The sequence below is a fragment of the Providencia sp. PROV255 genome (assembly GCF_028478065.1).
Taxonomy (GTDB): domain Bacteria; phylum Pseudomonadota; class Gammaproteobacteria; order Enterobacterales; family Enterobacteriaceae; genus Providencia; species Providencia rettgeri.
This window is the reverse complement of record NZ_JAMPMI010000003.1, coordinates 187,390-211,160: the sequence shown is the minus strand read 5'-3', so window position 1 is coordinate 211,160 and position 23,771 is coordinate 187,390. Positions and strand designations below refer to the sequence as shown.

Annotated in this window: 19 protein-coding genes; 12 read left to right on the top strand and 7 right to left on the bottom strand. The window is 41.1% G+C overall.

What is annotated here, in order from left to right; genetic code table 11:
• Nucleotides 1-32 precede the first annotated feature (32 nt).
• The 5 genes from PR725_RS02390 to yghU all read right to left on the bottom strand — a co-directional run bounded on the left by PR725_RS02390 (nt 33) and on the right by yghU (nt 3,305).
• Nucleotides 33-506: a fimbrial protein gene (locus PR725_RS02390; protein WP_228367289.1), complete on the bottom strand. Its 474-nt coding sequence runs from the start codon at nt 504-506 to the stop codon at nt 33-35.
• A 131-nt stretch (nt 507-637) separates the two neighbouring features.
• On the bottom strand, nt 638-1,174 hold the full coding sequence (locus tag PR725_RS02385) for a fimbrial protein (RefSeq protein ID WP_109912761.1): 537 nt from the start codon (nt 1,172-1,174) through the stop codon (nt 638-640).
• 136 nt (nt 1,175-1,310) lie between these two features.
• Nucleotides 1,311-1,574 carry a helix-turn-helix domain-containing protein gene (locus PR725_RS02380; protein ID WP_272567411.1) on the bottom strand — a complete coding sequence of 88 codons (264 nt, stop codon included), beginning with the start codon at nt 1,572-1,574 and terminating at the stop codon, nt 1,311-1,313.
• Between the two features lie 38 nt (nt 1,575-1,612).
• Nucleotides 1,613-1,879: a helix-turn-helix domain-containing protein gene (locus PR725_RS02375; RefSeq protein ID WP_109912759.1), complete on the bottom strand. Its 267-nt coding sequence runs from the start codon at nt 1,877-1,879 to the stop codon at nt 1,613-1,615.
• 586 nt (nt 1,880-2,465) lie between these two features.
• Nucleotides 2,466-3,305 carry a glutathione-dependent disulfide-bond oxidoreductase gene (yghU, locus tag PR725_RS02370; protein ID WP_272567407.1) on the bottom strand — a complete coding sequence of 280 codons (840 nt, stop codon included), beginning with the start codon at nt 3,303-3,305 and terminating at the stop codon, nt 2,466-2,468.
• Nucleotides 3,306-3,802: 497 nt separating this feature from the next.
• Here yghU and PR725_RS02365 point away from each other — a divergent pair, with 497 nt between their 5' ends.
• The 7 genes from PR725_RS02365 (at nt 3,803) to PR725_RS02335 (ending at nt 12,756) form a co-directional block, all read left to right on the top strand.
• Nucleotides 3,803-5,320 (top strand): class I adenylate-forming enzyme family protein, encoded by a 1,518-nt coding sequence (locus PR725_RS02365; RefSeq protein ID WP_117162604.1) that lies wholly within the window; start codon nt 3,803-3,805, stop codon nt 5,318-5,320.
• A 67-nt stretch (nt 5,321-5,387) separates the two neighbouring features.
• A complete protein-coding gene (locus PR725_RS02360; protein ID WP_272567405.1) occupies nt 5,388-6,956 on the top strand; it encodes an acyl CoA:acetate/3-ketoacid CoA transferase in 1,569 nt (522 codons plus the stop codon).
• A gap of 26 nt (nt 6,957-6,982) precedes the next feature.
• Nucleotides 6,983-7,720, top strand: coding sequence for a 3-oxoacyl-ACP reductase FabG (gene fabG, locus PR725_RS02355; protein WP_272567403.1), 738 nt, complete (start codon nt 6,983-6,985; stop codon nt 7,718-7,720).
• Nucleotides 7,721-7,729: 9 nt separating this feature from the next.
• Entirely contained in the window at nt 7,730-8,914 is a 1,185-nt protein-coding gene (locus PR725_RS02350) for a thiolase family protein (protein ID WP_109912755.1), read from the top strand.
• Between the two features lie 123 nt (nt 8,915-9,037).
• Complete coding sequence (locus PR725_RS02345; protein WP_123382220.1) at nt 9,038-10,378, top strand: MFS transporter; 1,341 nt, start codon at nt 9,038-9,040, stop codon at nt 10,376-10,378.
• A gap of 33 nt (nt 10,379-10,411) precedes the next feature.
• Nucleotides 10,412-11,587 (top strand): glycerate kinase, encoded by a 1,176-nt coding sequence (locus PR725_RS02340; RefSeq protein ID WP_123382221.1) that lies wholly within the window; start codon nt 10,412-10,414, stop codon nt 11,585-11,587.
• Between the two features lie 14 nt (nt 11,588-11,601).
• On the top strand, nt 11,602-12,756 hold the full coding sequence (locus tag PR725_RS02335; RefSeq protein WP_004907773.1) for a CdaR family transcriptional regulator: 1,155 nt from the start codon (nt 11,602-11,604) through the stop codon (nt 12,754-12,756).
• 12 nt (nt 12,757-12,768) lie between these two features.
• Here PR725_RS02335 and narL read toward each other — a convergent pair whose 3' ends face one another.
• Together narL and narX are read right to left on the bottom strand one after the other, a co-directional pair.
• Nucleotides 12,769-13,425 carry a two-component system response regulator NarL gene (gene narL / locus PR725_RS02330; RefSeq protein WP_004907776.1) on the bottom strand — a complete coding sequence of 219 codons (657 nt, stop codon included), beginning with the start codon at nt 13,423-13,425 and terminating at the stop codon, nt 12,769-12,771.
• Between the two features lie 21 nt (nt 13,426-13,446).
• A complete protein-coding gene (gene narX, locus PR725_RS02325; RefSeq protein ID WP_102138108.1) occupies nt 13,447-15,189 on the bottom strand; it encodes a nitrate/nitrite two-component system sensor histidine kinase NarX in 1,743 nt (580 codons plus the stop codon).
• Between the two features lie 331 nt (nt 15,190-15,520).
• On the opposite strand from narX, the gene PR725_RS02320 reads away from it, so the two are divergent.
• From PR725_RS02320 to narI, 5 genes are all read left to right on the top strand, one after another.
• Nucleotides 15,521-16,921, top strand: a complete 1,401-nt coding sequence (locus PR725_RS02320; protein WP_102138107.1) for a NarK family nitrate/nitrite MFS transporter — start codon at nt 15,521-15,523, stop codon at nt 16,919-16,921.
• 67 nt (nt 16,922-16,988) lie between these two features.
• Nucleotides 16,989-20,750: a nitrate reductase subunit alpha gene (locus PR725_RS02315; protein ID WP_272567400.1), complete on the top strand. Its 3,762-nt coding sequence runs from the start codon at nt 16,989-16,991 to the stop codon at nt 20,748-20,750.
• Entirely contained in the window at nt 20,750-22,291 is a 1,542-nt protein-coding gene (gene narH / locus PR725_RS02310; protein ID WP_109912751.1) for a nitrate reductase subunit beta, read from the top strand. The genes PR725_RS02315 and narH overlap by 1 nt, the downstream gene beginning before the upstream one ends.
• Entirely contained in the window at nt 22,288-23,013 is a 726-nt protein-coding gene (gene narJ / locus PR725_RS02305; protein ID WP_267751103.1) for a nitrate reductase molybdenum cofactor assembly chaperone, read from the top strand. The genes narH and narJ overlap by 4 nt, the downstream gene beginning before the upstream one ends.
• Nucleotides 23,010-23,687 (top strand): respiratory nitrate reductase subunit gamma, encoded by a 678-nt coding sequence (gene narI / locus PR725_RS02300; protein ID WP_196719632.1) that lies wholly within the window; start codon nt 23,010-23,012, stop codon nt 23,685-23,687. Before narJ ends, narI begins: the two co-directional genes overlap by 4 nt.
• The last annotated feature ends 84 nt before the right edge of the window (nt 23,688-23,771 follow it).

Genomic DNA, 23,771 nt, shown 5'->3' with positions numbered 1-23,771 from the left:
AAATGTTCATGTGGACAGCGTTATTTTCGATATTACTCATAATCTAATTTATACTTTATTAGACTAAAGTAATTACCTGGTTCTAAAACTTTATTATTTCTTATTAATCGTAGGTTGTAATTTAAATCACGATTGCCATCAGTTAATTCTTGCGATGACATTACCTTTCCTGGATAAACGACTTCACCATCAGCACTACTAATTTCAATGCCAAACCCTTCTGCTTGTCCATTGACAGTAAACAAATTACCATCATGAACTCCATCAAATGTTACTGTAAAATATTGCCAGTTTGGTTTTTTTGTTTCAGTTCTTTCGAGTACACAATTAATTAATTTTATTGAAAATTTTTTTTTGTTACTTTGGCCATCACGAATCATTTGCGATATAGATAAGCTTCCCATTTCAATGGTTTGATCTCTGCTACTTATATCAATAGAACAGGCGGTCTCAATAATACTTCCATTCATTGTAATTAATGATTCAGCCGAACAATATGATGACAAACTAGTTCCTAATAATAGAATGAATGTCAACCATGAAAATTTATATAGCATATTTTCGCTCTATCATTATGCCCAATGAACCTAAAAACCTATCCATGTGTTTTTAGGTTAAAATTAGAAGGTGGCTAATTTTATTCGTAAGATAAAGTGAAGTCTGCTACGGAACTGAATTCACCAGCAGTAATAGTTGAAACATCACCACCATTACCTTTCAGGTATGCAGAGAATTGTAATGTGTTACTACCATCCTGAATTTGTTGGAATGGCGTTGCTGTATTAATCGTAACAACTTCACCGTTACCGCTAGTGATTTGAACGCCTGCACCACTACCTGTACCTACAATACCTAACGTTTTATTATCTTCATCGAATGCAGCAGATGCACCAGTAAAGGTTAATTGAACACCTTTAGTTAAGCTGCTAACGTTACAGTTTTGTAGTGCGATCTCAAATGCCTTAGGTGATGATTTTCCGCCATCGGCTAAAGCCATATTAGAGATTTGGCCTAATTCAATTGTTTGGTCAATACTTTCTGGTGCAATTGAACATGGTGCTTCAATAATCGCACCTTTAAAAGTAACTTTACCGTGGCCTTGGTCAGCCGCATTTGCTGCAGAAGCGCCGCCTAAAACTAATAAGGTTGCCATTGCAATACTTTTGATTTTCATCAATCTTTTCCTTTACTGTTAAATATATAAATATGATTATTGTTAATCTCATTATGTTAATTTCATAGTGAGATTAATTAATAACAATCAGAGTTAATTGCTATTAATTAATAATAATTTCGTTTGTCATTGAATATTACAATAATGCTCTTGAATCATTGATATATAAGATTTCTTTTTCAATTTCTGACTTTAATTTAGATAAATCTAGGTCAATATGGATTGTTAACTCGATTAATTTTTCAAAACTTAGTTTTGTTGCTCCTCGCTCATATCTTGATACTTGTTGTTGACTTACATTTAGTTTTTTTGCTAATTCAGCTCCACTAATTCCTTTTTTCTTTCTCAATCTTTTTATTAAATATCCTAATTTTATATTTATATTTTCTTCATCATTCATTTGCTTTACCTAAATGTGAGGATTGAAAATATGATGAGTTAATCTTTTTTAAAGAAGTAACAGACATCTACCTTAAAATACACGGATATCAACATGATTTTAGATGTTGATATATCACTAAGGCCATTTTCGTAACGTGATAATTGTTGTTGAGATATACCTATAATTCTGGCTAAATCAGATCCACTTAACTGATATTCTGATCTTAGCAATTTAATTTTTTTACCAATATTCTTGGCAACTATATGCGTAATGTTTTTTTTGTTTTCTAAAACAGTTAAGCAAGTAAAAATAGAGTCCTTCATTTTATTAGGATACCAATTTAAATTTCAATTTTTGGATTGCTGTTTAATTTGTGAATATAGATTACTCTTGATAAAGGTATTTTCTAAATATAAATAATCAGTATGCTAAATCGATAAAATCGATTAATTACAATACATGTATCTAATTACAAGCTAAATAAGTGATGCTCTAATAATGACTTGTTTAATAGCTTGAATCTTAAATAAAAATAAAAAACATTATCAATTGAATGGTTATTTTTATAACATATTGTTAATATGATTTTTTTTGAAACAAAATATCAATATAAGATTATTCTTACTAAAATGGTTGTGAATTTTGCATTTATTAAGATATTTCTGTTCATTTTGGAACATTATTTTTGGAGGGATACTAATAGAATTAGTATTAATTGTATAAATAAGACTATCTGAATGTGATTTATTACCTTCATATTTAGATATTTTAATGGGGATATGTTATTTAAACAGTTGTGACTTTAACCAAGGGTATTTGGTTTTAGGGGAATAATACTGTGCTAGTTGGGGAATACTGAGACTTAAAATCGATAAATCTCAGTATTGGTAATGGTAATAAACTTAATAACTAGCTTATATCACTCGCATCGTGGCGTTCGCGTACTTGTTGTGCAGGGTCACCTTGTAGGCGATTAACCCGGCGACCTCGCTGTACTGCTGGGCGTGCATAGACTTCATCAGCCCAACGAATAACATTTTTATATTCATGGACAGATAGAAATTCTGCGGCATCATAAAGCCAACCTTTCACTAATGCACCGTACCATGGCCAGATGGCGATATCAGCGATGCTGTAGTTTTCCCCTGCAACATATTTATGTTCTGCTAAACGCTTGTCTAACACATCTAATTGACGTTTAGTTTCCATGGCAAAGCGGTTAATTGGGTATTCAAACTTTTCAGGTGCGTAGGCATAAAAATGCCCAAAACCGCCACCAGCAAAAGGTGCTGAGCCCATTTGCCAAAATAACCAGGATAAGGTTTCAGCTCGTTCCGGCTGAGTTGTGGGTAAAAAAGCAGAAAATTTTTCGGCTAAATAGGTCAGAATCGAGCCTGACTCAAATACTCGGATAGGCTCCTTGCCGCTTCTGTCGACTAAAGCGGGAATTTTTGAGTTAGGGTTAATTTCAACAAAACCAGAACTAAATTGGTCGCCTTCACCAATGTTAATTAACCAAGCGTCATATTCTACCTCTTTAATGCCAAGGGCTAATAACTCCTCTAACATGATAGTGACTTTTTGCCCGTTCGGCGTTCCTAAGGAATATAGCTGTAGTGGGTGCTTACCTATAGGTAAAGATTTTTCGTGAGTTGCACCGGAAACTGGACGATTAATATTGGCGAATTTTCCGCCGTTACCTTGCTCCCATTGCCAGACTTTTGGGGGAATATAGGGGGTGTTTGCCATGAGTTATCTCCTTAACCGTTTGCAAAGGTGGCGATTTTTTTTCTCATCAATTTTTTCATTATGAAGGTCTTACACTGTAGCAATCTCTAGTGAATTCTCCACTGTTTTTATCGTATTTGGTTTGGTGAGAGGGCTAAATAGCACAGAGTGCAAGAACATATAGAGGATAAGCAGATGAGTTAAGTATTACTGCTGAGCGACTTTTTAGTCTGGGGGTCATTGTTTATACGCACAATCATAGTTGAGTTATTCATCGAAATTAATATGCATTTTGAATGGTTAGATAATAACAAAAGGTAAATATCTTCATGTTCAATAAAAACCAGCGCTTAAAATAAGACGTAAGTAACAAAATTGTTAACAAATTCGTTGTGCAGATCACTAATTCAAATAAAAAAAGGGTGTGAATAATTTGTGAAGATTGGCACTAATTTGCTGGAGTGTATTTTATACATTGATAGCATATCAGTCATATTCAGGTGTATCGGAGTGTGTCCATGCTTGCGCCAAATTCAAACATCTACCAAAGCTTATTACAAAGAGCAAAAGTGCAGCCAGACGCTGTTGCGATTGTATTTGAAGAGCAAAGTTGGAGTTATCACCAATTACTTGAGAAAGTAAACCAAACAATGTTGTGGCTAACTACAGCCGCACAGTTGAAAAAAAGTGATCGGATAGTACTCGGCTGGGGAAATACGATTGAATTTTGCCAATTATTTTATGCTGCTGTAGGGCTGGGCATTCAGGTCATTCCTTTAAGTACTAAAATGAAAGAGTTTGAAGGCAAAGAGCATTTATCTTGTATTAATGCGGATGCTATTTTTTGGGATGACACATATCAACCATGGTTAGCTCAGTTCAGTACAAAAGGGATGAGTCTTTCTCAGTGGCGTAATCTAATACTTACTGAAGAAATTAACTTTACCAACCAAGTTAATGAGGAAGACCCCGCGGTTGTGATATTTACTTCGGGTACAACAGGTGCACCAAAAGGTGCGGTGATCACACACAAGAATATATTGTCTGCAGTATATGCCTATCAGGAAACATTAAAGTTATCTGAACACGATAAAACAATTTTAGCAGTACCGATTTATCATATTACTGGGCTTTCTGCTATTTTAGCGTTATTTATTCATATTGGTGGGACGGTTTATCTTCAAAAGAAATTTAATGCAAAAGATATTATTTCAACAATTGCAAAAGAAAAAATCACATTCTTACATGGTTCTCCAACTGTGTTTATATTATTAATTCAAAAAATAAAAGAAAATAAAAGTATTAATCTGGAAAGATTTAATTCATTAAAAATGATTGCTTGTGGTGCAGGTCATTTGAATGAAGGCACGATTAAAGAGCTTTCTTATCTATTCGCTAAAACATCCATTCATTCTATTTATGGTTTGACAGAGACATCATCCCCAGCCACCGTATTTCGTGAAGATATTCGGTACAGTGATAAAAAGGCGAGCTCAGGCACTCCGGTTCCTGGGTTACAGGTGGCCATAAGAGATGATAAAGGTGAAGATAAACCTGCTAACAGTACTGGCAATATCTGGGTTAAGGGGGATGTTGTTATCCAACGTTATTGGCCTGATAGCCCTGCGAATAGCACGTCGTTTAATGATGGTTGGTTTTTTACCGGCGATATTGGTTATAGGGATGATGATGGTTTCCTTTATATTCAAGATCGAATTAAAGACATGATTAACCGTGGTGGAGAAAAAATATATTCTATTGAAATCGAAGATTTGATTTCTAATTACCCAGGCGTTAATGAGGTCGCGGTCATTCCAATTGAAAGTACAATATATGGCGAAGAACCCATTGCATTTATTATTCCTGAGAACCAAGTATGTTTAACCAGTAAAGAAATTATTGAATGGTTAAAAGATAGAGTGCCAACGTATAAAGTTCCAGTAAGAATTATGTTTACACGTAATTTCCCTAGAACTTGGAATGGGAAAATAAGTAAGAAAGATTTGAAATTACGCTATTACTCTTTAAATAACTAAAATCTAAATTAGTTTTTAATTAATCAAAAAGGGGCTATGAAATATTAGCCTTCAGGTAGGTTTTATCATGAATAATAAATTTATTTCTAAACAAGATGCCGCTAAATTAATTAATAATGGCGATACAATTTGTACTGTGGGAATGACATTAACCAGTGCTGCTGAATCTATTTTATCGGCAATTGAACAACGTTTTTTATCCGAGGGCGTACCAAATCAATTAACTCTCGTTCATGCGGCTGGGCAATGTAACCGTATTCGCGGGAATCAACACTTTGCCCATGAAGGAATGGTGAAACGGATTATTGGTTCTCATTGGGGGTTAGCGCCTAGATGGATGCAGATGATTAATGACAATCAAGTCGAAGCGTATTGTCTTCCGCAAGGGCAAATGGTGCATTTATATGGCGCAATGGCCGCAGGCTTACCAGGACGCTTATCCAAAGTGGGGTTAGGGACATTTATCGACCCTGATCTTGAAGGCGGGAGGATGAACGTTAAAACGTTGGCGCTTCCTCCTTTAGTTGAAAAAGTGAATTTCAAAGGGGAAGAATGGTTATGGTACCCAGAAATTCCTTTAGATGTGGTGGTGATCAGAGGAACCCATGCGGATAGTAAAGGTAACCTCACCACCGATGAAGAAGCCATGGCGTTAGAAGTTTTACATGCGGTACTGGCTGCTAAACGCTTTGGTGCCAAAGTAATTGCACAAGTGAAGTATTGTGTTGAAGAAGGGACTTTACATCCTAAGCGTGTCACGGTTCCCGCCAGCTTTATTGACCACATTGTCGTGTGTGATAACCCTGAAGAAGACCATCGCCAATCCTCAAGCTGGTTTTTTGACCCAACGCTATGCGGTGATATTCGTACGCCTATCCAACAAACTACGCCATTACCTTTAGATATTCGCAAATTGATTGGGCGAATTGCATGCCGTTATCTATATGAAAACTGTGTGATTAATTTAGGAACGGGAATTCCAAACGATGTTATTGGTTCAATTATTCAGGAAGAAAATGCAACCAAGCGGGTTGATATTACCGTGGAGTCAGGGATCTGGGGGGGCGTTCAAGCCGGCGGTATTGATTTTGGCATAGGCCGTAACTTGTCAGCGATGATTAGTCACCAAGACCAAATGTTGTACTACAACGGGGCAGGCGTTGATATCACCTATATGGGCGCAGGGGAAATGGATGCCAGTGGTCATGTCAATGCGACATTGTTAGGCAATATTTGCCCTGGTGCAGGTGGGTTTATTGATATTACCCAAAATGCTCGGCACGTAGTGTTTTGCTCGACGTTCACGGCAAAAGGGTTAGATATTCGTTGTGAAAATGGGCAATTAACTATTGTGCGGGAAGGGGATATTAGAAAGTTAGTTAACCAAGTACGGCAAATTTCATGGAATGCGGATGTCGCACGAAATATCAACCAAACCATGCATTTTGTCACGGAGCGTGCGGTGTTCACTTTAGGGGGGAAAACACCAGTACTGGTTGAAATTGCCCCCGGTATTGACCTAGAGCGTGACATTCTTGCCCATATGGACTTCGTACCTGAAATTTCGGCTGATCTGAAAGTGATGGACTCTTCATTATTTGAAGAGGCGCCTTTTGGTCTGATTTCGTATTTGTAGTTTCAATATTAAAGAGGAATTTATCCATGTTAGTAAAAGATAAAGTTGCCATTGTGACGGGTTCTGCAAGAGGTATTGGTTTTGCGATTGCTCAGGTACTTGCAGAAGAAGGGGCAAAAGTTGTTATTTCTGATTTAGCCATGTCATCAGGTGAAGAAAGTGCAAAACAGCTACAAGAACAAGGCCATCAAGCCATTTTCATTCCTTGCGACATTGATAAACGTGAAGAGGTGAATGCCTTATTTTCTAACGCATTAGCACATTTTGGGGCGATTGATGTACTGGTGAATAATGCGGGGATCAACCGAGATGGCATGCTGCATAAATTAACGGAAGATGATTGGGACAAAGTGATTGATATCAATCTGAAAGGGACATTTAACTGCATGCAAGAAGCGGCAAAATTAATGCGTGAGCAAGGAAGTGGCCGAATTGTCAATATTTCCTCGGCGAGTTGGCTTGGGAATGTTGGGCAAGCCAACTATGCCGCGTCCAAAGCTGGGGTTATTGGTCTGACTAAAACGGCTTGCCGTGAACTAGCCCGTAAAGGTGTCACAGTAAATGCGATTTGCCCAGGATTTATTGATACAGATATGACTCGTGGTGTACCTGAAAAAGTTTGGGACATCATGATTAGCAAGATCCCTGCGGGTTTTGCTGGCGATCCACGTGATGTCGGCCAATGTGTTGCATTCTTAGCCTCTGATAAAGCGCGTTATATCAATGGGGAAGTGATCAATGTTGGCGGCGGAATGGTGTTATAGGGGGAAATAATGAAACAAGCGAATGATATTGTCATTGTCAGTGGTGTGAGAACAGCAATTGGCACGATGGGAGGAAGCTTTGCAAATACGCATCAGCACGACCTTGGGGCCGCGGTTATCCGTGAAGCCGTGAAAAGAGCTGGAATTGCTCCCGAAGATGTCGATGAAGTCATTGTGGGTAATGTTGGGCAAATTGCAGAAAGTGGTTTTATCGCCCGTATTTGCCAGCTGCGAGCTGGGCTACCAAAAGAAACTACAGCATATTCGGTTAACCGCCAATGTGGTTCCGGGTTACAAGCTTTAGCCGATGGCATGATGTTACTGCAGACTGGTCAATCCGATGTTGTGGTGGCATGCGGTACAGAAAATATGACGATGCTGCCGTACTACTTACGCAAAGCGCGTTATGGCTACCGCATGGGGAATGATGTGCTCGAGGATGGATTAACGTCCATCCTAACTTGGCCAGAAGGCCCTTATCACAACGGAATGACTGCAGAAAACGTTGCAGAACAGTTCAATATTACCCGCGAAGAGATGGACGATTTTGCATGGGACAGCCAGCAAAAAGCGTTAAAAGCGATTCAAGCGGGTTATTTTGCTGACCAGATATTGCCAGTAGAAATACCGGAAGGCCGTAAAGGCACACGTATTTTTGATACCGATGAACATCCACGTGATACACCACGTGACAAATTGGCTAAGTTGCGCCCTGCATTTAAAGCCGACGGTGTGATCACGGCGGCAAACTCGTCAGGGATTAATGATGGCGCTGCGGCATTAGTGATGATGCGACGTGAAGAAGCAGAAAAACGTGGGCTGAAACCAAAAATGAAAGTGGTCGATTGGGCAGTAGCGGGTTGTGAAGCGGCCATTATGGGCTTTGGGCCTGCACCAGCGACGCGCCGACTCATGGAAAAGCTCAAGATGAATGTAAAAGACATTGACTTAATTGAGCTAAATGAAGCATTTGCGGCACAAGCTATCGCAGTTATGAATGATTTATCTCTTGATAGCACTAAGGTGAATGTGAATGGTGGCGCAATTGCTTTGGGTCACCCAGTGGGTGCCAGTGGGGCTATTTTGCCCGTGAAGTTAATGTATGAAATGGAACGCCGTCAGGTTGCCACCGGGTTAGTCACGATGTGTATTGGTGGTGGCCAAGGGATTTCAATGTTGTTCGAAAGAGAATAAGAAAAACTGCAAGCAGAAAGCCCGACGTGGGGCGTCGGGCTGTTGCTGAAGTAAAAGCTACAGGTATGGGTCACTTAGAACCAAGAGCCGTACCTGTTTCACTACAACATGAGGATCTTATCTATGTTTTCTACAAATGCAAAGTTAGATTATGCGGCTCAGGGGAAAAAAACCAACGCAAAGATATACCGTAACCTGATGCCGTTGTTGATTTTAGCGTACATTATTAGCTTTATTGACCGAACGAATATTGGCATGGCAAAAAATGCGATGTCGATTGATTTAGGATTATCTGCAACCGCATTTGGTATCGGAGCAGGGCTTTTTTTCCTAACCTACTCAATTCTTGAGATCCCAAGTAATTTGATCATGGAAAAAGTAGGCGCGCGTTTTTGGATCACGCGGATCATGATCACGTGGGGGTTATTATCTGCGGCGATGGCATTTGTGACAGGGCCGACTTCTTTTTATATCTTACGGTTATTACTGGGAGCAGCTGAAGCGGGTTTATATCCCGGGGTTATTTTATATATGACATATTGGTTTAGCCAAGAGGAACGAGCTAAAGCAACGGGGTTATTTTTACTTGGGGTCTGTCTTGCGAATATTATTGGAGCACCGCTAAGTGGCTTATTGCTGAGTATGGATGGCTTATTAGGTTTCCATGGTTGGCAATGGATGTTTGTTATTGAAGGTTTACCCGCGGTGATCCTCGCATTTGTTGTGTGGTTTGTGTTGCCGAATAAACCGGAAGATGCGAAATGGTTAGATGAGGATGATCGGAATTATATTAAATATAAACACGACCAAGATAAAAACAGCATTAGTGTGAGTAATAGTAAATTCTCACTTAAGGCGGCATTTAAAAATAAAGCCTTTATGATGATTGTTGCTATCTATTTTACTCACCAGTTCTCCGTCTATGGTTTAAGTTACTTTTTGCCTACTATTATAGGTGAGTATGGCAAACTGACACCGATTCAAATTGGCTTATTAACGGCGATCCCTTGGATTTCAGCTGCAATTGGTGGCATTTTTGTGGCGAGAAAAGCCAATACACCGCGTCGTTCATCACGTATTTTAATTTCAGGTTATGCCGTGATGGCGGTTGGATTAGTGATAGGTGCACTGGGAGGCCCAGTTGTCGGCTTAATAGGCTTTTGCTTGACTGCATTTATGTTTTTTGTGGTTCAATCGATTATTTTCTCTCTTCCACCCACTTATATGAGTGGCAGTATGCTGGCGGGAAGTTTAGCATTATTGAACTGCTTAGGATTATTTGGTGGTTTCCTCGGCCCGTTTATTCTTGGTTTTTTTGAGGATTACACTGGAACAGCGACTTCTGGATTATGGTTTGGTGTCGGTTTGTTAGTTATCGGAACGATTATTGCTTCACGAGTGAATACTAACGGTATGAGCGAACCTCAACCATTACAAGTATCGGCTTCAGAGGAAAGCAAATAATTCAACATCGCCATTTACAATAGGAAAGTCTGCATGAAAATTGTTATCGCACTTGATTCCTTTAAGGGAAGTTGTTCTGCAAGGTTAGCATGTCAAGCCGTTGCTGAGGGTTTCAAGCGTGTATCCTCTGAATTAGATATGACGTTAGATATGACGTTATTACCCATATCTGATGGCGGAGAAGGTTTGTTGGAGTCACTGGAACATAGCCCGGCGCTTTCTGGTGTAACACCTTATATTTTTAGCTGTACTGGACCTTATGGTAGTAAGGTTGATGCAGGATTATTAGTGCTGGAGGAAAAAACTGCTTTTATTGAAATGGCACAATGCTGTGGGCTGGAATTAGTTCAACGCGAGCACCGTCGCGTTGAAAATGCCTCGACTTATGGTTTGGGGGAAATGGTCAAGCATGCACTCGATATGGGTTGCTCTCGTATTGTCATAGGGATAGGAGGAAGTGCAACTAATGATGGTGGTGCAGGGTTTGCTCAAGCATTAGGTGCTTTGTTTTATGATAAAAATTCTCAGCTTATTGAGGCGCCAATTTGCGGTAAAGACCTCATTAATATTGCAAAGATTAATTTTGATAAATTTGACTCGCGAGCCGCTAAGGTTGAATTTAATGTTTCTTGCGATGTTGAAAACCCTTTATTAGGCAATAACGGCGCGACTTATATTTATGGTCCTCAAAAGGGAGCGGACAAAGCCACACTTGATCAGCTTGAAATGGGAATGGCTCACTATGCGAAATTAATGTCAGCAATAACGGGAAAAGATGTTTCGCTGGAGGCGGGCAGTGGCGCTGCGGGTGGATTAGGTGCGGGGCTTCGTTGGTTTGTTTCGGCAAAGCTCGAAAAAGGAATCGATCTCGTTTTGGGGCTCCTTGGTGCGAAATCCTATATTCAACAAGCGGACTTAGTCATTGTAGGAGAAGGGCGGCTTGATAGCCAAAGTGCGAACGGTAAGGCTCCTGTGGGAGTGGCTCGTATGGCCAGTCATTATGGTGTGCCTGTTATTGCGCTTTGCGGAGGATACAGTGAAGATAGCCGTATCCTATATCAACATGGTATTAGCGCAATGTGGTCATTGTGCCCTGGGCCGATTTCCCTTGAGCAAGCCATGACAAATGGTGAGCGTTACTTGGCAGATACAGCAGAAAATTTGCTGCGAACCGTACTAGCGAATCCGAATAAGCAAATAAAACCCTAAAGTGAGGCGGTAAGATGCTACTGACTGAAAAATTAGCCAATGATATTGTCACGCGTGCAATGGGGATTATCCATCACAACGTCAATGTGATTAATAGTCAGGGCGTGATTATCGCCTCAGGGGAAAAAAAGCGTATTGGTGAAATTCATGAAGCCGCAGTGGAAGTGATTCGCTGCGGCAAACGGATCACTATTTACAATGAAAATGAAGCACGAGCTTATTCGAATGTAGCTCCGGGGATAAACCATCCGATTGTTGTGGCAGATAAAGTGGAATTAGTCATTGGGGTGAGTGGTGACCCTGTTGTGATCCAGCGTTATGCTGAGCTTGCCATACTGACGGCTGAGCTGCTAATTCAACAAGAAATTGAGCGGCGTAGTATTAACTGGCAGCACCGTTTGCGAGATATGTTATTTGTCCAGTTTATAGAAAGTACAACGCAAGCACAGGGGCGCAGTGCGTTACTCAAACTGCATAACTCTGGTTTTGCATTCACTTTACCGACTATTCCTGTGATTATTAATATTGAAGCTATTCAGTATCGTCCTGAAATACTCGATACGATCATTACTGAATTATCAGCCATGGAAAAAAGTGATGTGTTATTGCTTAATAGCCGCGAAATTTTGATGCTATTTCCATCAACTCATTATCAAAATGAATCATTTATTCCTAATCTTCATTTCATTCTAGATAGCCAGCTTAGCCAATATTATATTGGTGTTGGTGTCCAGGCAGATACGCAGGAACATGTGAGGGATGCCGTTCATTTCGCACGTTCAGTCATTGAAGTTGGCCGGCTAACTGTGCCCGATAAACAAGTTTTTCTATTTAAAGAAATGGCATCTTTATGCCTCTTTAATGAATTGGAAAATAGCTATCTATTTAATTTCTTTTTGGATATTTGCCATAAAATATTGTTGCATGATTCGGGGGATATTTTAATTGAAACCCTTGAGTTATTCCTATCGCAAAATGGGGAAATAGGCAGTACCGCACAGCAATTAGGCATTCACAGAAATACATTAAGTTATCGGTTACAGCAAATTAAAAAGCAAACCAGTTTGGACCCGACAAGGTTTACGGATCTGATTCAATTATCTGTTGCTATGCATGGCTATCGTCGACGTTACCCAAAACAACAGCCATGGCTTGATGCATTAAGTTAAGGTGCAGTGTCATTACTTTTGTTGTAAAACCCAAATAGCCGCTTCAACGCGTGATTTTAAATTGAGTTTCTTTAGTAGGTGTTTGACATGGACTTTGACGGTGCTCTCTGTGATTTGTAATTTATTAGCAATCATCTTATTTGATAGCCCCTGAGAGATTAAATCTAAGATATGGGTTTCTCTTGGGGTTAATGCCGATAAATTATGCTCTGTAGAGGCTCGGTTATCTCTTAAGGATTCAGCTAAAATAGAGGCGAGCGTTGGGCTAACGACCATTTTACCACTTGCTGCTTCTTTTAATGCAATAATTAATTTTTCGGGTTCCATGTCTTTCAGTAAATAGCCATCAGCACCTCGTTTTAATGCATTAATTAAGTCTTCACCGTAATTGGATACTGTAAATAAGATAATACGGCCTGAAAGTTCGCGGCTACGTAAACTATCGAGTACTTCAAAGCCATTCATACCCGGCATATTGAGATCTAATAGGATTAAATCGGGGTCTTGCTCTTCAGCAATTTTAATACCCGTTATTCCATCGTCTGCTTCACCAATTACTTTTAATGTGGGTTCTAAACTAATTAATTGTTTAACTCCGTTACGTAGCATCGGGTGGTCATCAATCAGTAAAATGGTGGATTGCCCAGTTAGTTTATTTTCATTTTTCATTAATGAGTTACTCCAATTCAATTAAGCCACAGTCAGTGGAAATTCGACATTAACAGTAGTGCCTCCTTGAACTCTTGGCGAAATTTGATATTTCCCATTTAGGCTCAGAGCTCTCTCTCTCATAATAATCAATCCGTAATGGTTATTTTTTGTTGGCTGAGGCTGAATCCCTTCCCCATTATCTTCTATCGTCATGGTGATTAATCCGTTATTTTCAATTAATGAGACTTGTGACCAGTTTGCATTAGCATGTTTGAGAATATTGCTTAAAGCTTCTCGGATTATCTGGATAATATGGATAGATTGATGTGGGGAGAGGCTTTTTGCTGGAATTTGGTAATTTAATCCAATTTGAAAACCAAGGCGCTGACTGAATTCTTGGATTGTGCTTTCTAAAGCCGGGAATAAGCCGGGTTCAGTTAATTTTAGCCTGAAGGTTGTTAAAAGTTCACGTAATTGGCTATAAGCGGAATTTATTTCATTACGCATTTCGTTTAATAGTTCTTGGTGCTTAGTTGGCAATGTTTTAGGTTGCATTTGCAGATAACTAATTTGCATTTTGAGACAAGATAATGATTGTGCGATTGAATCATGCAATTCTCTCGCAATCGCCGAGCGTTCATCCATAATCAGTAACTGCTGTTGTTGTTCTAATTGGTGCTCCATCGCTAGCATTCCAGCAATTTGTTTAACTAGCATCAGCACTAAATTATTTTGCTCTTCAGATAATGGCTGATTTATATCTATTTCAGCCAAAATCATGCCATAACGCTGTAAGTTATCGGAAATCTCCCATGATATTACTTTAAGTTGTTCAGTTACCTTGGGTGACTTGAGAGAGTGCTCTTCGTTTTCTGGGCAATGAATTTCATGAAAGTAGGTATCATTATTTTCTTCGTATAGTCTCAAGCTGATATTCTGTAGCGGTATTAAGCTTTTAAGCTCAGATAATACTTTTTCTAACCTGACTGATAATGGCCCAATGGCATGTAAGGTGCGATTAGATTGGTATAAATAGAGTAATACTTTATTTTTATTTTGCAGGTCAGCCGTTTTTTCGATAACTCGGGATTCTAATTGATGGTAACTTTGTGCAAGCTCATCCGACATTTGATTTAACGTTTGGCCCAGTGAATTTAGCTCATCTTGTTTTTTGCCTGCAGGAAAGCGCTGACTAAAATCTTGGTGACTAATCGCATTCACCATATGAAGTAACTTAAGCCAAGGTGTATAAATTTTCTTTCTAAAATGGCAGATAGCAAAAATAAGTAGCAACGAAACGAGGCTAATAAATACCATTTGAGTGATTGCTACATAGGTTATCTTTCGTTCTGTTTTTTCATCAATATTGCGAACTAATGCATCAAGCTTATTAACAAAAGTAACGACCGCAAGCCGTGCATCATTAGGCGAAACTGCATGGTTAAGTGCAGGTTTTAATTCTGTAACCCAATATTGATAAATCTCAGAAAATTGCGGTTTTAAATCTTCTATTTCGACGACTTGTGTCAGTTCATCGCTTAATAAATTTTTCTCAAGTTCACTTACATATACGTCAGAATATTGGTTGAGTGGTACTAATGAAAGTAAATGATAGCTTTGCATCCGCAATGAGCCTGATTTATTAATTGCATGTGCATTTCCTTGCACACTAATGATCATACTATTTGAGATTGTCATGCCAATAATACCGAGTACGGCAATCAATAACATTAAACCAATAACTTGGTTAATGATTGAAAATCGGTGATAAGCAATAGACATAAATAATCCTTTCTACGGTACATGTTTATTCATTATTTTTGATAACGTAGATATTGTTTCTCTATTATATAAAATTGAATATGCCACTTCGGTATTACTCCTTAATATCCCATTGAAATATTCGCTTTAAATTCCAATACATAAAATTACCGAGTAATAAATTTTTTTGTTTTAATTCAATTTGTTATTGGCTTGTACTCCTAATACCCCTCTAGTGGTTAACGAAAAAAAACGCGAATATTTCATTTAAGTCTCTCTTGATTTAGATCAGCTTCACGGTGGTCTATTCGCCACACACTGCGAACAGAAATTGTATTTATCGGGGTGATTTATGTCTCAACGAGATAATGTTAATAACGTAGTTGCACCGTCAAATAACGGAGTTATACAGGATTGGCGTCCTGAAGATACTCGGTTTTGGCAGCAAACAGGGCAGCGTATTGCAAATCGTAATTTATGGATTTCTATTCCATGTTTATTGCTCGCATTTTGCGTATGGATGTTATTTAGTGCAGTTGCAGTTAACTTAAATAAAGTGGGTTTTAATTTTACGACAGACCAATTATTTTTATTAACCGCATTACCTTCCGTTTCAGGCGCTTTATTAAGAGTCCCTTATTCATTTGTTATTCCTATTTTTGGTGGGCGTCGCTGGACGGCGATTAGTACACTATTTTTAGTGATCCCATGTATTTGGCTAGGTTATGCGATTCAAAACCCTGCCACGCCTTATCAAGTCTTTGTCATTATTTCCCTACTTTGTGGTTTTGCTGGCGCTAACTTTGCGTCCAGTATGGCCAACATCAGCTTCTTCTTTCCTAAAGCTCGCCAAGGCGGGGCACTTGGTCTAAATGGTGGGTTAGGTAATTTAGGGGTCAGTGTCATGCAATTGGTGGCTCCTTTCATTGTAGGTGTTGGCGTATTTACTTTTGTGGGTGGAGCTGGAGCGGCTCAGCCGGATGGCTCAACGTTGTGGTTAGAAAATGCCGCTTGGATTTGGGTGCCATTTCTGCTGCTTTTTACTGTGATGGCTTGGTTTGGCATGAATGATTTAGCGGCGAATAAGGCATCTCTTAAAGCGCAGTTACCTGTTTTGAAACGGGGTCATCTATGGGTATTAAGCCTGTTATATCTGGCAACATTCGGCTCATTTATCGGTTTTTCTGCCGGTTTTGCTATGTTATCGAAAACGCAGTTCCCAGACGTCATTATTTTGAAGTTTGCCTTTTTTGGCCCTTTCCTCGGAGCTCTAGCTCGTCCAGTCGGCGGCATGTTGTCTGACCGTTTTGGTGGTGTGAAAGTCACATTACTGAACTTTGTGGTCATGGCGGTTTTCTCCGGCTTGCTATTTTTTACGTTACCAGAAAACGGCCAAGGAGGCTCTTTTGGAGCATTTTATGGCGTATTTATGGTGTTGTTTTTAACGGCAGGGCTAGGTAGTGGCTCAACCTTCCAAATGATTGCTGTCGTTTTCCGTAAATTAACTATGGACAAAGCCATCTTAAGAGGAGCTTCAGAGCAAGAAGCCCAAAAAGAGGCGGTAACAGAAAGTGCTGCGGCTCTAGGGTTTATTTCTGCAATTGGGGCAATAGGTGGCTTCTTTATTCCAAAAGCGTTCGGTACATCACTAACACTGACGGGGTCACCGGCAGATGCGATGAAAGTGTTTTTTGTATTTTATCTTTCCTGTGTGTTTATCACATGGCTGGTATATGGCCGTAAACACAAATAATAACAAGTCATAAAAATCAATTTTAGCAATGTACGGCGCCGGTCGCCGTCTCTTTGGAGGCAATCCGATGAGCAAGTTTTTAGATAGATTTCGGTATTTTAAGCAGTTAGGCGAGACCTTTTCAGGTGATCACGGGCAAGAATTAAATGTAAATCGTGATTGGGAAGATGGTTATCGTAGCCGTTGGCAGCATGACAAAGTCGTGCGTTCCACCCATGGTGTTAATTGTACTGGCTCTTGTAGCTGGAAAATTTATGTCAAAAATGGGTTAGTCACTTGGGAGACCCAACAGACGGATTACCCACGCACTCGCCCAGACCTACCTGATCATGAACCAAGAGGATGCCCTCGTGGGGCGAGCTACTCTTGGTATTTATATAGCGCAAACCGTGTTAAATACCCAATGATGCGTAAGCGCTTACTTAAATTGTGGCGTGAAGCAAAAGCAGAGCATCAAGACCCTGTTGCAGCGTGGCTATCTATTATCAATGATCCGCAAAAGGCACAAAGCTATAAACAAGCTCGTGGTCGCGGTGGTTTTGTTCGTTCAAGTTGGCAGGAAGTGAATGAACTGATTGCAGCGGCAAACGTCGCGACGATTAAAGAATTTGGTCCTGACCGCATTGTTGGCTTTTCACCAATTCCTGCGATGTCGATGGTTTCCTATGCCTCGGGGGCGCGCTATTTATCATTAATTGGTGGCTCATGCTTGAGCTTTTATGACTGGTATTGTGACTTGCCACCTGCATCCCCAATGACGTGGGGCGAACAGACTGATGTACCTGAATCTGCGGACTGGTACAACTCATCCTACATTATTGCTTGGGGTTCTAACGTTCCGCAAACCCGTACGCCAGATGCTCACTTCTTTGCAGAAGTCCGCTACAAAGGGACTAAAACAGTCGCGGTGACGCCGGATTACGCGGAAATTGCCAAATTATGTGACCATTGGTTGAACCCGAAACAAGGAACAGATAGCGCCATGGCAATGGCGATGGGGCATGTGATCCTCAATGAGTTCCATGTAAAACGTGAAGCAGAATACTTCCGTGAATATGTGCGAACTTACACCGATATGCCTATGTTGGTGATGCTCGATAAGCACGAAAATGGTGCCTATGTTGCTGGGCGTATGCTGCGTGCTTCGGATCTCGTTGATTCTTTAGGCGAAGAGAAAAATGCCGAATGGAAAACCATCGCGATTGATGAAGAGACGGGCGAATTATGTGCTCCACAAGGTTCAATGGGATTCCGTTGGGATGATAGCCAAAAATGGAATTTAGAGCCGCGTGCGGGACAAGATGCACATGACATAAAAATGAAACTCAGCTTGGCAGATAGCCATGATGAATTTGTTGAGGTTGGCTTCCCATACTTTGGTGGTTTAGAAAGTGAGCATTTTCAAAGCGTTGAACTGAAAGACGTCTTACTGCATAAATTACCTGCGAAACGTATTCAGCTTGCCGATGGCAGCGAGTCACTGGTTACTAGTGTGTATGATTTGATGCTTGCTAACTACGGTATTGACCGTGGTTTTGGTGATGAAAACTGTGCGGTTGATTACGATGATATGAAAGCGTATTCACCGGCGTGGGCAGAAAAAGTCACTGGGGTTAGCCGCCAAAATATCATTCGTATCGCCCGTGAATTTGCGGATACCGCAGAGAAAACTCACGGTCGTGCGATGGTGATTGTCGGGGCAGGGATTAACCACTGGTACCACATGGATATGACTTACCGTGCGATTATCAATATGTTGATTTTCTGTGGTTGTGTTGGGCAGAGCGGCGGCGGCTGGTCTCACTATGTTGGGCAGGAAAAATTACGTCCACAAACGGGTTGGTTACCTTTAGCATTCGGTTTGGACTGGCAGCGTCCACCTCGTCATATGAATAGCACCTCTTTTTTCTATAACCATTCAAGCCAATGGCGTTACGAAACGGTGGGAACAGAAGAGTTGCTGTCGCCTCTAGCCGATAAACACGCCTTTAGCGGCAGTTTAGTTGATATGAATGTACGTGCAGAACGCATGGGGTGGCTGCCGTCAGCGCCACAATTAAATGTAAACCCATTAAATATTGCGAAGAATGCACAAAATGCAGGTATGTCACCCACAGACTATACTGTTAAGCAATTGAAAGAAGGGAATATTCGCTTTGCAGCAGAGCAACCTGATGATCCTCAAAATTTCCCACATAACCTGTTTATTTGGCGTTCAAATTTATTGGGGTCTGCAGGGAAAGGTCATGAATATTTATTGAAATATTTATTGGGTACTGAAAATGGTATTCAAGGCAAAGACTTAGGCCAACAAGGCGGCGTCAAACCTGAAGAAGTGGAATGGCAAGATAAAGCGGCAGAAGGGAAAGTTGACTTAGTGGTGACTCTCGACTTCAGAATGTCGAGCACCTGCCTGTTCTCGGACGTTATCTTACCGACCGCTACTTGGTATGAAAAAGACGATATGAATACCTCGGATATGCATCCATTTATTCACCCATTGTCAGCTGCGGTCGACCCAGCTTGGGAATCCAAAAGCGACTGGGAAATTTATAAGGGGATTGCCAAAGCATTTTCTGAGGTCAGCGTTGGGCACTTAGGCAAAGAAACGGATGTGGTGACGTTGCCGATTCAACATGATAGTGCAGCCGAGATGGCACAACCGTTTGATGTTAGAGATTGGAAAAAAGGGCAGTGTGAGCTTATTCCAGGGAAAACAGCGCCACATATTATCTGTGTTGAGCGTGACTACCCAAACACTTATGCACGTTTTACCTCTCTTGGCCCACTCATGGATAAACTGGGTAATGGTGGTAAGGGCATCAGTTGGAATACGCAAGATGAAATTGATTTCCTGAAAAAGCTCAATAAAACTCAGCCTGAGGGGGCTAATGCAGGGCGACCAAAAATTGAAACAGCGATTGATGCCGCAGAAGTCATTTTAACACTCGCGCCTGAAACTAATGGGCAAGTGGCAGTAAAAGCATGGGATGCGTTAAGCAAAGTAACGGGCCGCGACCATACTCATCTTGCTCGTTATAAAGAAGACGAAAAAATCCGTTTTCGCGATATTGTTGCGCAGCCGCGTAAAATTATATCAAGCCCTACATGGTCAGGGTTGGAAGATGAACATGTTTCCTACAACGCCTGTTATACCAACGTACATGAAATGATCCCATGGCGGACGCTCAGTGGTCGTCAGCAATTGTATCAAGATCACGAATGGATGCGCGCCTTTGGGGAAAGCCTTGTGGTGTATCGCCCACCGATTGACACTCGAGCGGCTCAGCCTCTTATGGGGAAAAAATCGAATGGATTTCCTGAGAAAGCACTGAACTTTTTAACACCGCACCAAAAATGGGGGATCCACTCTACTTACAGCGACAACTTATTAATGTTGACGTTAGGCCGCGGTGGTCCAGTTGTTTGGCTTAGCGAAGAAGATGCTCGTGAACTGGGTGTTGAAGATAACGATTGGGTTGAAGCTTTTAACAGTAATGGGGCATTAACCGCCAAAGCGATCGTTAGCCAACGTATTCCTGATGGCATGATCATGATGTACCACGCCCAAGAACGGCTGATCAACTTACCCGGCTCTGAAATTACGGCTCAACGTGGTGGAATTCATAACTCGGTCACGCGTGTTTGCCCGAAACCGACCCATATGATCGGTGGCTATGCGCACCTTGCCTATAGCTTCAATTATTACGGAACAGTAGGTTCTAATCGTGATGAATTTGTGGTTGTTCGCAAAATGAAACAGGTTGACTGGCTGGATGGTGAAGGTGATGCCTACCAGCAGACCTTGAGCGGAAAGGAGAAAGCATAATGAAAATTCGTTCTCAAGTCGGCATGGTGCTAAACCTTGATAAATGTATTGGTTGTCACACTTGTTCAGTGACCTGTAAAAACGTGTGGACTAGCCGCGAAGGTGTAGAATACGCATGGTTTAATAACGTCGAAACCAAACCGGGTATTGGTTATCCCCAAAATTGGGAAGACCAAGAGAAATGGAAAGGCGGCTGGATCCGCACCATTAAGGGGAAATTGGTTCCACGGATGGGAAACAAAGTGGGTGTTTTATCGAAAATCTTCGCTAACCCAGATGTACCTGCCTTGGATGATTATTATGAGCCATTTAATTATGACTACGGCCATTTAAAAAATGCCAAAGAAGGTAAGCACGTACCGACAGCACGTCCTCGTTCATTAATTACGGGTGAGCGAATGAGTAACGTCAAAATGGGACCAAACTGGGAAGATGATTTAGGTGGTGAATTCGCCAAGCGAGCCCAAGATAAAAACTTTGAACATATTCAAAAAGAGATGTATGGGCAGTTTGAAAATACATTCATGATGTATTTACCACGCCTTTGTGAACATTGTTTAAACCCAGCGTGTGTCGCGACCTGCCCAAGTGGGGCAATTTATAAGCGCTCAGAAGACGGTATTGTGTTGATTGACCAAGATAAATGCCGCGGCTGGCGTATGTGTTTAACCGGTTGCCCGTATAAAAAAATCTATTTCAATTGGAAAAGTGGTAAATCAGAAAAATGCATTTTCTGTTATCCACGTATTGAGTCAGGCATGCCAACGGTCTGCTCTGAAACCTGTGTTGGTCGTATCCGTTATTTAGGGGTATTGCTGTATGACGCGGACAAAATTGAGTCAGCGGCCAGTGTAGAAAAGGAAACTGACCTTTACCAGAGCCAACTTGATGTTTTCCTTGATCCTCATGATCCAAAAGTGATTGAAGAAGCGCAAAAACAAGGGATCCCATTAAGTGTGATCGATGCGGCACAGAAATCCCCAGTGTACAAAATGGCGATGGAATGGCGCTTAGCTCTGCCACTGCATCCTGAATATCGCACGTTACCAATGGTGTGGTATGTGCCACCTTTGTCACCGATCCAGTCAGTGGCAGATTCAGGGCTTTTAGCCAATAACGGTGTATTGCCGGATGTAGAAAGCTTACGTATTCCAGTGCAATACCTTGCGAATTTGTTAACGGCGGGGGATACCGAGCCGGTGTTATTGGCGTTAAAACGTATGTTAGCGATGCGCCATTTCAAACGGGCAGAAACCGTGGAAAACCAATGTGATACCAGCGCGTTAGAACAAGTTGGCTTAACACAAGCTCAGGCACAAGAAATGTACCGCTATTTAGCCATTGCTAACTATGAAGACCGTTTTGTCATTCCATCCAGTCATCGAGAATTGGCACGCGAAGCATTCCCTGAAGCTAAAGCTTGTGGCTTTAGTTTTGGTGATGGTTGCCATGGCAGCGATAGCAAAGCGAATTTATTTAATAGCAGGCGAATTGATGCCATTGATATCACACCAAAAAATAATCAGGAGAAAGCACTATGATGACACTAAAAGTGATTTCTCGGTTATTGGAATACCCTTCTGAAGCACTTTGGTTACATCGCGATGAGCTCATTGAAGCACTAGAACAGGCTGATGAGCTGCCTGTCACACGGGCTGTTCAATTGATGGTGTTTGTGCGCGAGTATCTTAACGAAGACTTACTTGATATGCAGGCGCAATATTGTGAGCTGTTTGATAGAGGCCGCGCAACATCATTATTGCTATTTGAGCATGTGCACGGTGAGTCCCGAGACCGAGGACAAGCGATGGTGGATTTAATGGCTCAATATCAGCAACACGGTTTGCAAATTGATTGCCGTGAATTACCTGACCATTTGCCCATTTATTTGGAATATCTAACGGTATTACCGACCAATGAAACTATCGAGGGGTTGCAGGATATTGCGCCAATTTTAGCGTTGTTAGGGGAAAGGCTGAAACAGCGAGAAAGCCGTTTCTCTGTTTTATTTGATTTTTTACTTGAGCTTTCTCATAGCGATATTGCGGCGGAGCAATTAAGCAAACAAGTGGCAACCGAAGCACGGGATGACACCCCAGAGGCATTAGATGCGGTTTGGGAAGAGGAGCAAGTGAAATTTTTTGCCGATGAAAAAACATGTGGTAGCGAAGTGGCGGCACATCAACATCGCTTCGCCAATGCGGTGGTACCACAGTATTTGGATCTCAGTGTGGGCAGCAGCCATGTAGGAGTTCAAAAATGAATTTTATCAATCAATTTTTCTTCGATATTTACCCCTATATCACTGGGACGGTATTTATTGTCGGTAGTTGGTTACGTTACGATTATGGGCAATACACGTGGCGAGCGGGTTCCAGCCAAATGTTGGATAAAAAGAATATGCGTTTGGCATCAAACTTATTTCATTTGGGGATTATTGGGATTTTTGTCGGCCACTTTTTAGGCATGCTAACGCCTCACTGGATGTATGAATCTTTCTTGCCAATGCATATTAAGCAGTTAATGGCAATGATTGGTGGGGGCGCAGCAGGTGTGATGATGTTAATTGGTGGTGCGATGCTATTGAAGCGCCGCCTAACAAACCCACGAGTGAGGGCAACTTCATCCTTCGGTGACATCATGATTTTAACCTTGCTGGTGGTGCAAGTTTGCTTAGGATTACTTACCATTCCATTCTCAGCACAACATATGGATGGCAGCGAAATGCTGAAATTAGTGGGATGGGCGCAGTCTATTGTGACATTCCATTGGGGGGCATCCAATTACCTTGAAGGTGTTGGCATCGTTTTTAAACTGCATATTGTGTTGGGGATGACGATATTTTTACTCTTCCCATTCTGCCGTTTAGTGCACATTTGGAGTGCACCTATCGAATACCTGACTCGTCGGTATCAATTGGTGAGAAATCGCCATTAGGTTGGGTTCCACAAGGAGGTGGGCCAGTACATTGCTTTTGTACAACTTGTTCTTGTGTAAACAACAAATATTGCTATTTTGGCA